The organism is Mycobacterium yunnanensis (genome assembly GCF_025823185.1).
GTDB lineage: Bacteria > Actinomycetota > Actinomycetes > Mycobacteriales > Mycobacteriaceae > Mycobacterium > Mycobacterium yunnanensis.
This window is the reverse complement of record NZ_JACKVK010000001.1, coordinates 71,926-86,573: the sequence shown is the minus strand read 5'-3', so window position 1 is coordinate 86,573 and position 14,648 is coordinate 71,926. Positions and strand designations below refer to the sequence as shown.

Annotated in this window: 12 protein-coding genes and 1 pseudogene; 8 read left to right on the top strand and 5 right to left on the bottom strand. The window is 66.9% G+C overall.

Translation table 11 applies throughout. The features are described 5' to 3' along the window. Positions 1–14: 14 nt before the first annotated feature. Both fadD17 and lpqN read left to right on the top strand, forming a co-directional pair. Positions 15–1,574, top strand: coding sequence for a long-chain-fatty-acid--CoA ligase FadD17 (fadD17, locus tag H7K45_RS00410; protein ID WP_263993728.1), 1,560 nt, complete (start codon positions 15–17; stop codon positions 1,572–1,574). A 76-nt stretch (positions 1,575–1,650) separates the two neighbouring features. Beyond that, entirely contained in the window at positions 1,651–2,346 is a 696-nt protein-coding gene (gene lpqN, locus H7K45_RS00405) for an envelope biogenesis lipoprotein LpqN (RefSeq protein ID WP_263993727.1), read from the top strand. On the opposite strand, the gene H7K45_RS00400 is transcribed toward lpqN, so the two are convergent. Continuing rightward, on the bottom strand, positions 2,343–3,461 hold the full coding sequence (locus tag H7K45_RS00400; RefSeq protein WP_263993726.1) for an NAD(P)H-dependent flavin oxidoreductase: 1,119 nt from the start codon (positions 3,459–3,461) through the stop codon (positions 2,343–2,345). The two genes, lpqN and H7K45_RS00400, sit on opposite strands and share 4 nt — an antisense overlap. Then, complete coding sequence (locus H7K45_RS00395; protein WP_263993725.1) at positions 3,458–5,122, bottom strand: acyl-CoA synthetase; 1,665 nt, start codon at positions 5,120–5,122, stop codon at positions 3,458–3,460. Before H7K45_RS00395 ends, H7K45_RS00400 begins: the two co-directional genes overlap by 4 nt. A gap of 79 nt (positions 5,123–5,201) precedes the next feature. Between H7K45_RS00395 and H7K45_RS00390 the strand changes: the two genes are divergently transcribed. From H7K45_RS00390 to H7K45_RS00380, 3 genes and pseudogenes are all read left to right on the top strand, one after another. Beyond that, positions 5,202–6,002, top strand: coding sequence for a crotonase/enoyl-CoA hydratase family protein (locus tag H7K45_RS00390; protein ID WP_263993724.1), 801 nt, complete (start codon positions 5,202–5,204; stop codon positions 6,000–6,002). A 14-nt stretch (positions 6,003–6,016) separates the two neighbouring features. Then, positions 6,017–7,387 carry an MFS transporter gene (locus H7K45_RS00385; protein WP_263993723.1) on the top strand — a complete coding sequence of 457 codons (1,371 nt, stop codon included), beginning with the start codon at positions 6,017–6,019 and terminating at the stop codon, positions 7,385–7,387. 95 nt (positions 7,388–7,482) lie between these two features. Next, positions 7,483–8,360, top strand: a pseudogene (locus H7K45_RS00380) (DUF559 domain-containing protein). Here the strand turns inward: H7K45_RS00380 and H7K45_RS00375 are convergent. From H7K45_RS00375 to H7K45_RS00365, 3 genes are read right to left on the bottom strand one after another with little or no spacing between them, the layout of a single operon-like run. Beyond that, positions 8,332–9,561, bottom strand: a complete 1,230-nt coding sequence (locus H7K45_RS00375) for a cytochrome P450 (protein ID WP_263993722.1) — start codon at positions 9,559–9,561, stop codon at positions 8,332–8,334. The pseudogene H7K45_RS00380 and the gene H7K45_RS00375 sit on opposite strands and share 29 nt — an antisense overlap. After that, positions 9,558–10,274, bottom strand: a complete 717-nt coding sequence (locus H7K45_RS00370; protein ID WP_263993721.1) for an acetoacetate decarboxylase family protein — start codon at positions 10,272–10,274, stop codon at positions 9,558–9,560. The genes H7K45_RS00375 and H7K45_RS00370 overlap by 4 nt, the downstream gene beginning before the upstream one ends. Before the next feature lie 43 nt (positions 10,275–10,317). Then, positions 10,318–11,349 (bottom strand): LLM class F420-dependent oxidoreductase, encoded by a 1,032-nt coding sequence (locus H7K45_RS00365; protein ID WP_263993720.1) that lies wholly within the window; start codon positions 11,347–11,349, stop codon positions 10,318–10,320. Between the two features lie 57 nt (positions 11,350–11,406). Here H7K45_RS00365 and H7K45_RS00360 point away from each other — a divergent pair, with 57 nt between their 5' ends. From H7K45_RS00360 to H7K45_RS00350, 3 genes are read left to right on the top strand one after another with little or no spacing between them, the layout of a single operon-like run. After that, positions 11,407–12,402 carry a Zn-ribbon domain-containing OB-fold protein gene (locus tag H7K45_RS00360; RefSeq protein WP_263993719.1) on the top strand — a complete coding sequence of 332 codons (996 nt, stop codon included), beginning with the start codon at positions 11,407–11,409 and terminating at the stop codon, positions 12,400–12,402. 9 nt (positions 12,403–12,411) lie between these two features. Then, a complete protein-coding gene (locus tag H7K45_RS00355; protein WP_263993718.1) occupies positions 12,412–13,467 on the top strand; it encodes a thiolase family protein in 1,056 nt (351 codons plus the stop codon). Between the two features lies 1 nt (position 13,468). Beyond that, positions 13,469–14,638, top strand: coding sequence for a thiolase family protein (locus tag H7K45_RS00350; RefSeq protein ID WP_263993717.1), 1,170 nt, complete (start codon positions 13,469–13,471; stop codon positions 14,636–14,638). Positions 14,639–14,648 lie beyond the last annotated feature (10 nt).

Here is a 14,648-nt window from a genome sequence, read left to right as displayed (position 1 = left end):
ACGGGGATCAGCAGGTGTTCGACGACCACCCGACCGTCACCGGTCTGCTCGCACCGCTGGTCGACGTCACCGGCCGGGGTATCTACGAAGGTGATTGCTTCGTCCCCTGGCACGATCACCTCCGCGACGGCGCTCGGGTCGCGGCGGCACTGACCGCACGCATGGACCCGGCGAGGCCCATGCACGTCGGGGTCATGCTCGGCAATACGACGTTCTTCTCGTCGGTGCTGGTGGCAGCCGGCCTCTCGGGTCTGGTCACGGTGGGACTCAACCCCACCCGGCGAGGGCCGGCGTTCGCCCGCGACGTCGCCCGTTCGGACTGCCAGCTGGTGCTGACCGACGACCCGGCGGCGCTCGGCGAAGCGGTCCCCGACGGGGTACCCGTGGTCGACGTCGAATCATCGTCGTGGGCAGCAGAACTGGCGACGTATCGAGACACGCCGGTCACGTTCGCCGACACCCGCCCCGACGACCTCTTCATGCTGATCTTCACCTCCGGCACCAGTGGTGAGCCCAAGGCGGTCCGGGTGACGCACGACAAGGTCGCGTTCCCTGGTTCGATGTTGGCCGAGCGGTTTGGGCTGGGCCCGACGGACACCTTCTACCTGGCGATGCCGCTGTTCCACTCCAACGCCATCATGGCGGGCTGGGCCGTGGCCGTCGCCGCCCGCGGTTCGATCGCGTTGCGCCGCAAGTTCTCTGCCTCCGGGTTCATCTCCGACGTTCGCCGGTACGGTGCCACCTACGCCAACTACGTCGGCAAGCCCTTGTCCTACGTCCTGGCCACCCCTCCCCGTGACGACGACGCCGACAACCCCCTGCGCTTCATGTACGGAAACGAAGGCGCGCCGCGCGACCTGCCCCGCTTCGCCGCCCGGTTCGGCGCCTACGTCGTCGACGGCTTCGGCTCGACCGAGGGCGGCATCGCCGTGGCGCGCACACCGGACACGCCAGAGGGCTCCCTGGGGCCGGTGACCGACGAGGTCGCCGTCGTCGACGTCGAGACCGGCGAGCCATGCCCGCCCGGTAGGGTCGGCGAGCTGGTGAACCCCCTGGGACCCGGCTGGTTCCGTGGTTACTACGGCGACGAGGCCGCCGAGCACGAGCGCATGCGCGGGGGGATGTATCACAGCGGCGATCTGGCCTACTACGACGACGGTGGGTATCTCTTCTTCGCCGGTCGCCTAGGCGACTGGATGCGCGTCGACGGGGAGAACTTGGGCACGGCGCCGATCGAACGAATCCTGTTGCGGCACGACGATGTCCTCGAAGCTGCCGTGTACCCCATCCCCGACCCCGCCGTCGGCGACCGGGTAATGGCCGCACTGATACTCGTCGACGGGGCGGTGTTCGACCCGGAGGCCTTCACGACCTTCCTCGCCCAGCAGCCCGACCTGGGTCCCAAGCAGTGGCCGTCCTTCGTACGCGTCGGCACGACGCTGCCACGCACCGAGACGTTCAAGGTGGTCAAGCGCGTGTTGTCGGCCCAGGGACTGGAGTGCGACGACCCGGTCCACCCCTTGTCCGGGCGTGGTGCGAGTGCTCGTAGTCACGCTGAACAGCGGCCGTCTTGAGCTACGCTTCGCTCCGACAGCCCACCGCTCGCCAGCACTCTTCACGCGCGAAGTATCCGAACACAGGAGTCAAGGCATGAGAACTTCGGCACTCGTCGGTGTGGCCGCGGCCGTCACCGCCCTCTGCGTCGCGCTGTCCGGTTGCGGCTCGGACGACGAGACCACCGCGTCCAGCAGCTCCTCGACGCCGACGTCGTCGGCCACCTCCACGACGCGCAGTTCCACCGAGAATCCCGGGCAGGCCGCGGGCCCGCATCAGACGATCGCGGACTACATCAAGGAGAACGGCATCCAGGAGACGGGCGTCAAGATGGGCGATCCCAACGCTCCCGCGGTGAACCTCCCCGTTCCGGACGGGTGGCGGCCCCTCAAGCCGGAGGAGACGCCCGATTACGCCTATGGCGCGATCGTCTTCGACGGTCCGGAATTCAAGGCCGATCCGCCCAACGTCGTCGCCCTCATGTCGAAGCTGAGCGGCGACGTCGACCCCCAGAAGATCATCGACCTGGCGCCGGGCGAGCTCGAGAATTTGCCGGGCTACAAGCCGGGCAACGAAGGTGAGACCAGCACCCTGGGCGACTACCCGGGCTACGTGCTCGGCGGCACCTACACGCGGGACGGCGGGACGCGGTTCATCGCTCAGAAGACGGTCGTGATTCCGACCGCCGACGGTCTGTACGTGCTGCAGCTCAACGCCGACGGACCCGACGCGGCGGGCGACGTGCTGGCCTCGGCGACCGAGAAGATCGACAGCGACACCACGATCGGCTAGCCGCGCATGCCGTCCAGGCGTCTGGTGGCCTCGTCGAAACCACTGACCAGTTCGGCCATGATGTCGGCCACCGGGCGGATCTCGTTCATCCGCCCGACGATCTGACCGACGGGCATGGCGACCGCGGTGGGGTCCTTCGCCTCGTTCATGCGTTGGTGGGCTTCGCTGACGAGGATGTTCTGCAGCGGCATCGGCAGCGGTTCGGGTGCACCCTCGGCGTCCCATGCCTCGGTCCACCGCGACTTCAACAGCCGAGCGGGCTTGCCGGTGTAGATCTTTCGACGGACGGTGTCACTCGAGGTCGCGGCGAGCATCGCCTCCTGGATGACCGACACACCCGACGAGCCACGCACACCGAGGTCGTATTCGGCCGCGGTGAGGAACGCCGAGCCCATCCACACGCCTTGGGCGCCGAGGGCCAACGCCGCCGCCACCTGTCGGCCGGTCCCGATGCCGCCGGCGGCCAATACCGCAGCCGTGCCGTCGAGGGCGTCGACCACTTCGGGGACCAGGACCATCGATGCGATCTCGCCGGTGTGGCCGCCCGCCTCGTGCCCCTGGGCGATGACGATGTCGACCCCGATGTCGCGGTGCCGCAGCGCATGCTTGGCGCTCCCCGCCAACGCCGCCACCGGAACGCCGGCCTCGTGCACCTGGTCGATGACGTCCTTCGGCGGCGTACCCAGCGCGTTGGCGATCAACTTGATCGGATGCTTGAGTGCCACCTCGACGTGCGACCTGGCGACCGAATGAAGCCATCCCAGAACGCCTTCGGACTTCGCCTCGTCGTCGGGCAGCGGCGGCACTCCGAGGTCGGCGAGCGTCTTGTCGACGAATTCGCGATGCGTCTTCGGAATGAGCTTGTCGATGTCGACCGCGGTACCCTCGGTGGGCACCTTGGCGGGCATGACGATGTCCACGCCGTACGGCTTGCCGTCGGTGTTCTCGTCCATCCACTGCAGGACCCGCTCGAGGTCGTCGGCCTGGTTGAACCGCACGCACCCGAGCATGCCGAGACCGCCGGCGCGGGTGACGGCGGCAGCCACCTTCTCCGATGGCGTGAAGACGAAGATCGGGTACTCGATGCCGAAACGTTGGCACAGTTCGGTTTTCACGTGGTTGCTCCTGCATGCTTGGCGTGAACGTCGTCGGCCGGCCGTTCCTCTGTGGTGTCCTTGGCCCAGCGGTAGTCGGGCTTGCCCGCTGGGGACCGCTTCACCTCGTCGACGAGCCACAGGCTGCGCGGCACCTTGTATCCGGCGATCTCGGTGCGCACGAAGGCGTCGAGTTCGGCCAGCGTCGGGCGGGTGCCCTCCCTGGGGTGGACGACGGCCGCGACGTGCTGCCCGAAGCGCGGGTCGGGAACCCCGACCACCAGTGCGTCGAACACGTCGGGGTGACCCTTGAGCGCGGCCTCGACCTCTTCGGGATAGATCTTCTCGCCGCCGCTGTTGATCGACACCGACCCACGGCCCAGCATCGTAACGCTGCCGTCGGCGTCGACCTCAGCGTAATCGCCCGGAATCGCGTACCGCACACCGTTGTACGTGCGGAATGTCTCGGCGGTCTTCTTCTCGTCCTTGAAGTACCCGACCGGAATGTGGCCACACTTGGCGATGATGCCGCGCACACCCGAACCCGGGACGACCTCGTTGCCGTCCTCGTCGAGCACCTTGGTGTTCTTGTCGATGGTGACCCGGGGACCGCCGGTGTGCGACTGCCCCTTGGCCACGATGCTGGTCCCGCCGAACCCGGTCTCCGACGATCCGATCGAATCGGTGATGATCCGGTTGGGCAGCAGCTCGAGGAACTTCTCCTTCAGGCTGGTGGAGAACAGCGCGGCGGTGCTGGCAAGCAGGAACAGGCTTGACAGGTCGATTTGATCGGAACCCTCGGCCTCCTTTTCCTCATGTGCCAGCAGCGCGTCGAGCAGCGGCCGGGCCATCGCGTCACCGGTGAAGAACAGCAGGTTGACCTTGTGCTCGTGGATCATTCGCCACACCTCGTCGGCGTCGAACTCCGGTGCGAGCACCACCGTTTGACCGGAGAACAGCGACATCCACGTGGCCGACTGAGTGGCGCCGTGGATCATCGGCGGGATCGGCAGCCGGATCATGGGCGGATTCGCCGCCGCGGCCTTGGCGAGGTCGTACTCGTCGGCGATGGGCTCGCCGGTGGCAAAGTCGGTGCCGCCGAACAGAACCCGGTAGATGTCCTCGTGGCGCCACATGACGCCCTTCGGGAAGCCGGTGGTGCCACCGGTGTAGAGCAAGTAGATGTCGTCCTCGCTGCGCGGACCGAAGTCGCGCTCGGGTGATCCCTGCTCGAGCGCCGCGTAGAACTCCAGGCCGCCGTACCGCTGGTAGTCGTCATCGGTCCCGTCCTCGACCACCAGGATGGTCTTGACCTTCGGCGTCTCGGGCAGCACGTTCGCCACCCGATCGGAGTAGCGCCGTTCGTGCACCAGCGCGACCATGTCGGAATTGTCGAAGAGGTACTTCAGCTCGCCCTCGACGTAGCGGAAGTTGACGTTCACCAGAATGGCGCCGGCCTTGACGGTGCCCAGCATCGCGATGACGATCTCGATGCGGTTGCGGCAGTAGAGGCCGACCTTGTCGTCCTTCTGAACGCCGTTGTCGATCAGATAGTGCGCGAACCGGTTGGCCTTCTCCTCCAACTCCGCGTACGTGAGTCGCTGGTCACCGGAGATCAGGGCGACGCGGTCTGGCACGGCATCGATCGCGTGCTCGGCTAGGTCGGCGATATTCAGGGCCACGAGACCTAAACTAGAACCTGTTACATTTTCTTTCAAGTGACCCAGTGTGACAAGCTCCGACGCTGAAAGGCAGATCCCCGTGACCGAGCCCAAGAATGAGCCCGATGCACTCATTGAGCAGCGCGGACACACGCTGATCCTGACACTGAACCGGCCGGAGGCGCGCAACGCGCTGTCGACTGAGATGCTCTCGATAATGGTCGAGGCGTGGGACCGCGTCGACTCCGATCCGGAGATCCGTTCGTGCATTCTGACCGGGGCCGGCGGCTACTTTTGCGCGGGCATGGATCTCAAGGCCGCGACCAAGGCGCCACCCGGTGACTCCTTCAAGAGCGGCGGCTTCGACCCCACGCGCATCGACGGACTGCTGAAGGGTCGACGGCTGACCAAGCCCTTGATCGCCGCCGTGGAGGGCCCCGCGATCGCCGGCGGCACGGAGATTTTGCAGGGCACGGACATTCGCATCGCCGGCGAGAGCGCCAAGTTCGGCATCTCCGAGGCGAAGTGGAGCCTGTACCCGATGGGCGGGTCCGCGGTGCGGCTGCCGCGCCAGATCCCGTACACGATCGCCTGCGACCTGCTGCTGACCGGGCGCCACATCACGGCCGCCGAGGCGCTTTCTTACGGCTTGATCGGGTACGTGGTGCCCGACGGGTCGGCGCTGGACAAGGCGCTCGAGATCGCCGAGCTGGTCAACGCGAACGGGCCGCTGGCGGTGCAGGCCATCCTGAAGTCCATCCACGACACCGAGGGCATGCACGAGCTCGACGCCTTCCAGGTGGACACCAAGATCGGCATCGGCGTGTTCATGTCCGCCGACGCCAAGGAAGGTCCGCTCGCGTTCAAGGAGAAACGGGCTCCGAACTTCCAGATGAAGTAGCGCAAGATGGGCGCGTGGCTCAGACGAACGACGCGCTGCTCGCCGACATCGGCCGACGACTCGACGACCTACCGGTCGGCCCCATGCATCGCAGGGTGGTCGTCGCGGTCGGCCTCGGATTGTTCTTCGAGATCTACGAGATCTTCCTGTCGAGCACCATCAGCACGACCCTCAAGACGCAGTACGCCCTTGGCGGCACGGAGCTCAAGCTGCTGCTGTCCTCGACGTTCCTCGGCATGTTCATCGGCTCGGCATTGCTCAGCGGGCTTGCCGACCGCATCGGCCGACGCCGAGCCTTCCTGTTCAACCTGATCTGGTTCTCTCTGTGGAGCCTGATCGGCGCGTTCTCCGTCAGCCCCCTGATGCTGGTCGCGACCCGGTTCCTGGCCGGCCTCGGCGTCGGCGCGGAGTATCCCGTCGCCGACGCTTATCTGTCCGACGTGCTCCCCAAGTCCGATCGCGGTCGGCTGGCAGCGTGGGCGTACACGTGTTCGTTCGTCGCGGTGCCCGTACTGGGCTTCATGTCGCTCGGCCTCACGGAGCACTCCCTGCTCGGCATCCCCGGGTGGCGCGTGCTCCTGGTGATCGGCTCTGTCGGCGCCGTGGCGGTGATGCTGCTGCGCCGCGGCCTGCCGGAGTCGCCACGGTGGCTGGCCGGCGTCGGCAGGTCCGACGAAGCGATGGCAGCGCTGCGCCGGTTCGAGACGAACCCGACGCCGGCGACGGTGACCGCCCCGCCCCGCGAGCCGGCCTCCACGACGCCCGTCGGGACCACCAAACCGTGGCAGCGGCTTGGCATCTCGCCCTACCGCCAGCGGCTCGGCATGCTGGCGGTGTTCCACGTCTTTCAGTCGTTCGGCTACTACGGGTTCGGCACGCTCGCCGCCTTGGTGTTGGTCAGCCGCGGTTACGACGTGACCACCTCGCTGCTCTACACCTCGCTGTCCTACCTCGGTTATCCCGTCGGCTCGGTGCTGGCCATACCGCTGCTGAGATGGTTCGAGCGCAAATACCTCGTGATGGCGTCGATCGGGGCGCTGGCGGCCTTCGGATTGCTGTTCGCCACGGTGCCCCAGACGGTGTTGATCGTGGTGTTCGGCTTCTTGACCACGGCCACCAGCAATGTGTTCTCCAACGTCTACCACGTCTATCAGGCAGAGATATTCCCCACCGACGTGCGGGCGACGGCCGTCGGGTTGACGTACTCGCTGTCGCGATTGTCAAGTGCGGCACTCCCATTCGTGCTGATTCCCGTGCTCGACGACTACGGCGCCACGGCGATGTTCGGCGTCGTGCTCGGGGCGCTGGCGATCGCGACGGCTTCCGTCGCGTGGGTGGGCCCGAAGACGTCGCGCCGCAACCTCGAGGAGATCAATCCCGCCTGAGCGCCGTGCTCGTGAATCCTCTGCGGTTTCACGGCCACTTCACCGCAGAGGGTTCACGACCGCCGAATGTCGGTGCCCGTCGGCAGACTCCGGCCATGGGACAGCCGTTCATCGGTCGCGAGGCACTCGATGCCGGTCGCCTCACGTCGCACCGATTGCGCACGAATCACACCATCCTCTTTCCCGGGGTGTACGTGGCGGCAGACGTTCCGGTCACGGCGCACACGAAGGCACGGGCGGCGCATCTGTGGTCGCGACGTCGCGGCATCATTGCCGGCTGATCGGCAGCGGCACTGCACGGGGCGAAGTGGGTGGATTCCGCGGCGCCTGCACAGTTGATCTACCCCAATCGACACCGACCAAGAGGGCTGCAGACCTGGGCGGATGCATCGGCGACGACGAGATCCAGGTCATCGACGACATCCGTGTGACCACCGCAGCGCGCACTGCCCTCGACATCGCGAGTCGTCAGCCGACCGACCGCGCCGTCCCGGCGATCGACTCCTTGGCCAGGGCCACTCGCCTCCAGGCAGCCGATGTCGAACTGCTGGTGGACCGCTACCGCGGGCGCAATGGAATTCGTCGCGCCAGAGCCACCCTCGACCTCGTCGACGCCGGCGCCGAATCACCCCGAGAGACCTGGCTGCGACTCCTCATCGTGCGATCGGGGCTGCCGCGTCCGCGCACTCAGATACCGGTTCTCGACGAGTACCGCCAACTCGTCGCGCGCGTAGACATGGGTTGGGAAGACTGGAAGATCGCCGTGGAGTACGACGGTGAGCACCATTGGACCGACCGCCGGCAGATGACGCGCGACATTCGCCGGACCGAGCAGCTTGGCGACCTCGGGTGGATCGTCATCAGGGTGACCGCGGACGACACTCCGGCGACGATCTTGCACCGCATCGGCACGGCGATCGCTCGCCGCTCGTCGGTGAGCGCCGCTACTCGAGCACGCGCGCAGTTGGGGTGAACACCACCGGCATCGACTCGGGCCCGCTGACGAAGTTGGCCGGCCGCAGCGGCACCGTCGCGTCGTCGGCCAAACGCAAGTCGGGAAGTCGTTGCAGCACGCGCTTGGTCATCATCGACAGTTCCAGGCGCGCCAGTTGATTTCCGAGACAGAAGTGGGAGCCGAAGCCAAAGGCCAGGTGGCTGTTGGGGGTTCGATCGATCCGGAACGAATCCGGATCCCCGAACACGGCCTCGTCGAAGTTCGCGGACTCGAACATCAACATGATCTTCTCGCCCTCCCGCAGCTCCGTGCCGTGGAAGGTGGTGTCTGCCGTCAACGTTCGGCACATGTTCTTCACCGGTGACGTCCAGCGCAACATCTCCTCGATCGCCGAAGGAAGGAGCCCGGGCCCGGCCTCCTGGTCTTCGCGCAAGCGCTCATCCGCCACCAGCGCGTCCCACTGATCACGATGTCGCAGAAGCTGTTCGGTGCCCCCGGAGAGGGTGTGCCGGGTCGTCTCGTCACCACCGATGAGGATCAGCAGGGTCTCCATGACGATCTCGTCATCGGCCATCCGTTGGCCCTCGACCTCGGCGTTGACCAGGATGGAGAACAGGTCCTCGGTCGGCTCGGCCCGCCGCTTGCCGATGATGTCCATCGTGAACGCCGTGTAGCCGGCGAAGGCCTCCATCATGGCCTGAGCCGAGGTCTCGTCGATGTGGGAGCTGAGACCCTTGACCAGGTCGTCGGACCACTCGAGCAGCATGCCCCGTTCCTCGGGCAGCACACCGAGCATGTCGCCGATGACGGCCATGGGCAGCGGTGCGGCGATGTCGCGGACGAAGTCACACTCCCCCGCTTCGCACACCGAGTCGATCAGGGTGTCGCAGAGCGTGGCGATCGACGGCACCTTGTCCATGACGCGCTTGCGGGTGAATCCGGCGTTGACGAGCTTGCGCCGCAACACATGTGCGGGATCGTCCATGTCGATCATGTAGGGCATGCCCGGCGTCTCGGGCCGGATGCCACCGGTGTTGGAGAACAATTCGGGGTTGCGTTCGGCGTCGAGCACGGACTGGTAGCTGGCCGCGGCGGCCAGCCCGTTGCGGTCGCGGAACACGGGCTGGTTGGCCCGCATCCACCGGTAGGCCTCCCGTGCGCCACCGTCGGCGTAGAAGGTGCCGTCGGTGAAGTCGACGTCGGGCAGGACCTGAGTCATGCGATCTCCTTGGCATCGGCGAACGTCATCTCGACGTTGGCGGCGGAACTCGACACCATCGCGCGTGTCGGAAACCCTAGCGACGCCAGCTCCGCGGCGTAGGGGTGTTGGCCAAGCCGGACCCGCACTCCACCCGGCCGGTACCGGACGCCGGACAGCCTCATCTCCCCCGCGGTCTCCCTGGTGACACCGTCGAGGTGGGAGTAGGTCGGGTGCACCTGGGTCTTCGACGTCAGTGCCGACGGCACGGTAAGGCCAGTACGGAAGTCCATCCCCACCGCGAATTGACCGTCGATCGTCACGTCGAAGGAGAAGCGGCGGCCGTCCCTAATCGTAAAGTCCGCCAGCACCTTTGGATAGCCCCAGATCGTCCTGCCCGCCTCGCACGTGAACGCGCCGTCGACGGGCAGGTGATGGATGAAGGCGCCCGCAGACTGCAGTGCCTTGAGGCCTGTGGCATCCGACCCCGGCGGGTTCACCATCACGTTGGTGCCGTACTCGAGGTACTGCCCGAGATCACCGTCGACGTAGTGCATGAGCATCAGGACGACGGCGGCGCGCCGTGGCCGGTAGCGGCACACCTGCAGACCGCTGTAGTCGATCATCTTCTGCGCCGCGTCGGCGTCCACCGAGAACATCGCCATGTGTTGCGTCGCGGCCCGGATGCGGACGGGCATCTTCACGACTGATCCTGCGATGGTGTGGTCGGTCACGCGCCAAATCTAGAACGCGTTCTAGACACTTAGCAAGAAGTGTCTACACCAGCGCGGCGAGATCCTCGATCTGCTCCGACGAACGGGCGCCCACGACCATCATGGTGACCCCCGCCGCCTCCCACGCCGAGATCTGCTCCTTCACGTAGGCCAGGTCACCGACGATCGCGGAGTCGTCGACGAGCTCGTCGGGGATGATCTTCGCCGCCTCGTCCTTGCGGTCACTGCGGAACAGCTTCGTGACGTCGTCGACCACCTCGGCGTAGCCCATCCGCCGATAGACGTCGGCGTGAAAGTTGGTGTCCTCGGCACCCATTCCGCCCATGTAGAGCGCCAGATGCGGCTTCATCAACTCCATCACCGCGGGCCGGTCGTCGGTGACCACCACTTGCGCCGTCGCGCAGATCTCGAACGTCTCACGCGTGCGCCGCGCGCCCGGCCGGGCGAAGCCCTCGTCGAGCCACTCGTCGTACATCGCACCAATCCGCGGTGAGTAGAAGATCGGCAGCCATCCGTCGCAGATCTCGGCAGCCAGCGCGACGTTCTTGGGGCCCTCGGCACCGAGCATCACGGGGATGTCCGCGCGCAGCGGATGGGTGATTGGTTTGAGGTTCTTCCCGAGGCCGGTGGTGCCCTCCCCGGTCAGCGGCAGCGGGTAGTGCGGGCCGTCGCTGTGCACCGGAGCCTCGCGCGCCCAGACCTGGCGCAGCACGTCGACGTACTCACGGGTGCGGGCCAGCGGCTTGGGAAACTTGGCCCCGTACCAGCCCTCGACGACCTGCGGGCCGGAGACGCCGAGTCCGAGGATGTGCCGTCCGCCGGAGAGGTGGTCGAGGGTCAGGGCCGCCATCGCGCACGCCGTGGGCGTGCGCGCCGACAGCTGCACCACCGACGTACCCAGCCGCATCCGGGTCGTCTCGCGACCCCACCACGCGAGCGGGGTGTAGGCATCCGAACCCCATGCCTCGGCGGTGAAGACGGTGTCGAAGCCCGCTTCCTCGGCAGTCGCGACGAGTTCGGCGTGATTGGTCGGCGGTTGCGCGCCCCAGTATCCGAGTTGCAGTCCGAGTTTCACGAGCTCGCCTTTCGGGACATTCTTGCGACGATTGTTAGAACCTGTTCTACTCGATGCGTGAGCGCCAGCCAAAGTAGCCCGGCCAGTATCGATGAGCACGAGCCGCCTCTTTCGGCTCCTCTCAAACTCTCATTCGACTACACCCGTTCAGTCGGCGACGTCCTCGGTCGGTTCTTCACCGAACTGCGCGGACGGCGCGTCGTCGGGGTGCGCGGATCGGACGGCCGGGTGCTGGTGCCGCCTGCCGAGTTCGACCCCGTCACCTACGAGCGGCTGACCGAGATCGTACCGGTGGCCAGCGTCGGAACCGTGATGTCGTGGGCGTGGCAGCCGGATCCGTTGGACGGTCAGCCGCTGGATCGTCCGTTCGCCTGGGCGCTGGTCAAGCTGGACGGCGCCGACACCCCGCTGATCCACGCCGTCGACGTCGGAGCGGCAGGACCCGCCGGAATTCAGACGGGCGCACGGGTGCACGTCCATTGGGCCGACGAGCCCGTCGGCGCGATCACCGACATCGCGTACTTCGAACTGGGCGACACTCCCGAGGACGTGCCCGAGCAGACCGACGACCGCGAGCCCATCACCATGATCGTCGTCCCGTCGCAGATCGAGATTCAGCACACCGCGTCGCAACCGGAGAGCACCTTCCTGCGCGCGCTGGAGGAGGGCAAGCTCGTCGGCGCCAGCACACCCGGCGGAAAGGTCTACTTCCCTGCGCGCGAAGCGGATCCGGCCACGGGGCAGCAGCTGACCGAGTTCGTCGAGCTCGCCGACAAGGGCACGGTGACGACGTTCGCCATCATCAACATCCCCTTCGCGGGACAGCGCATCAAACCGCCCTACGTCGCGGCGTACGTGCTGCTCGACGGTGCGGACATCCCGTTCCTGCACCTCGTCACCGAGATCGACGCGGCCGACGTTCGCATGGGCATGCGGGTGGAGGCAGTGTGGAAGCCCAAGGAGGAGTGGGGACTTGGCATCGACAACATCGACTACTTCCGGCCGACGGGCGAGCCCGACGCCGATTACGACACCTACAAGCACCACCAGTAAGGGCGGCGCATGACTGAAGTAGCAGTGGTCGGATTCGCCCATGCCCCGCACGTGCGACGCACCGACGGCACCACCAACGGCGTCGAGATGCTCATGCCGTGTTTCGCCGAGTTGTACGCGGACTTGGGCATCGAGCAGACCGACATCGGGTTCTGGTGCTCAGGCTCCTCCGATTACCTGGCCGGGCGGGCATTCTCCTTCCTCTCGGCCATCGACTCCATCGGTGCCGTGCCGCCCATCAACGAGTCGCACGTCGAGATGGACGCCGCGTGGGCGCTGTACGAGGCGTACATCAAGATCCTGACCGGGTCGGTCGAGACGGCGCTGGTGTACGGCTTCGGCAAGTCCTCGGCCGGCGTGCTGCGCCGGGTCCTGGCCCTGCAAACCGACCCCTACACCGTGGCACCGCTGTGGCCCGACGCAGTGTCCACCGCCGGTCTGCAAGCCCGCCTCGGACTGGACTCGGGCAAGTGGACCGCCGAGCAGATGGCGCAGGTAGCACTGGACGCCATGAACGCCGCGCCGCGCACCGACTCGCTCGAATCGGCGTCCACCGTCGAAGAGCTGCTGGAGCGGCCGTACTTCGCCGATCCGTTGCGCCGCCATGACATCGCCCCCATCACCGACGGCGCGTCGGCGGTCGTGCTGGCCTCCGGCGACAAAGCGCGCGAGCTGCGCGAGAACCCGGCCTGGATAACGGGTTTCGAGCACCGCATCGAGACTCCCGTCCTCGGCGCCCGTGACCTCACCACCTCGCCGTCGACTGCGGCGTCCGCCGCGGCGGCCACCGGCGGTGACCTGGGCTCGATCGACGTCGTCGAGCTGTACGCGCCGTTCAGCCACCAGCAGCTGATCCTCACCGAAGCGATCGGGCTGAACGGGTCGACCCGGATGAACCCGTCGGGCGGAGCGCTGGCAGCCAACCCCATGTTCTCGACGGGCTTGGAGCGCATCGGCTTCGCGGCCCGGCACATCTTCGACGGCAGCGCCAGACGGGTGCTCGCGCATGCGACGAGTGGCGCTGCGCTGCAACAGAATCTGGTCGCGGTCATGGAGGGCAAATAACATGGCGGGACAACGCGCGGCGGTGCTCGGCACCGGGCAGACGAAGTACGTCGCCAAGCGCAAGGACGTGTCGATGAACGGCCTCGTCCGCGAGGCGATCGACCGCGCTCTGGAGGATTCCGGCTCGACCTTCGACGACATCGACGCCGTCGTGGTCGGCAAGGCACCCGACTTCTTCGAGGGCGTCATGATGCCCGAGCTCTTCATGGCCGACGCCGTGGGTGCGACGGGTAAGCCTCTGATCCGGGTGCACACCGCCGGTTCGGTCGGCGGGTCGACCGCGATCGTGGCGGCCAGTCTGGTGCAGTCGGGCAAGTACCGGCGGGTGCTGACGATGGCGTGGGAGAAGCAGTCGGAGTCGAACGCCATGTGGGCGTTGAGCATTCCGGTGCCGTTCACCAAGCCGGTCGGCGCGGGCGCGGGTGGTTACTTCGCCCCGCACATTCGGTCCTACATTCGCCGCTCGGGCGCACCGAACCACATCGGCGCGATGGTCGCGGTGAAGGACCGGCTCAACGGGGCGAAGAACCCGCTGGCCCACCTGCACCAGCCAGACATCACCCTGGAGAAGGTGATGGCGTCGCAGATGCTGTGGGATCCGATCCGCTTCGACGAGACCTGCCCGTCGTCCGACGGCGCCTGCGCGCTGGTCATCGGCGACGAGGAAACCTCCGACCGGCGCGTAGCCGACGGCCACCCGGTGGCGTGGATCCACGCCACCGCATTGCGCACCGAACCGCTCGCATACTCCGGCCGCGACCAGGTCAACCCGCAGGCCGGCCGCGACGCGTCCGCCGCCCTGTGGCGCGACGCGGGCATCACCTCCCCCATCGACGAGATCGACGTCGCGGAGGTGTACGTCCCCTTCTCGTGGTTCGAGCCGATGTGGTTGGAAAATCTCGGCTTCGCCGCCGAGGGCGAGGGCTGGAAGCTCACCGAAGCCGGCGAGACGGCGATCGGCGGGCGCATCCCGTTCAACCCGTCGGGCGGCGTGCTGTCGAGCAACCCGATCGGCGCCTCGGGCATGATCCGGTTCGCCGAGTCGGCCATTCAGGTGATGGGCAAGGCCGGGGACCATCAGGTCGACGGCGCCCGCAAGGCCATGGGTCACGCGTACGGCGGCGGTTCGCAGTACTACTCGATGTGGGTGGTGTCGGCCGACAAGCGGTGACGCGTAGGTT

Bases quoted from the DNA above. Each gene is read 5' to 3' on its own strand.
- H7K45_RS00350 (WP_263993717.1), top strand. From the start codon at position 13,469: ATGGCGGGACAACGCGCGGCGGTGCTCGGCACCGGGCAGACGAAGTAC.
- lpqN (WP_263993727.1), top strand. From the start codon at position 1,651: ATGAGAACTTCGGCACTCGTCGGTGTGGCCGCGGCCGTCACCGCCCTC.
- H7K45_RS00375 (WP_263993722.1), bottom strand. From the start codon at position 9,561: ATGACTCAGGTCCTGCCCGACGTCGACTTCACCGACGGCACCTTCTAC.
- H7K45_RS00355 (WP_263993718.1), top strand. From the start codon at position 12,412: ATGACTGAAGTAGCAGTGGTCGGATTCGCCCATGCCCCGCACGTGCGA.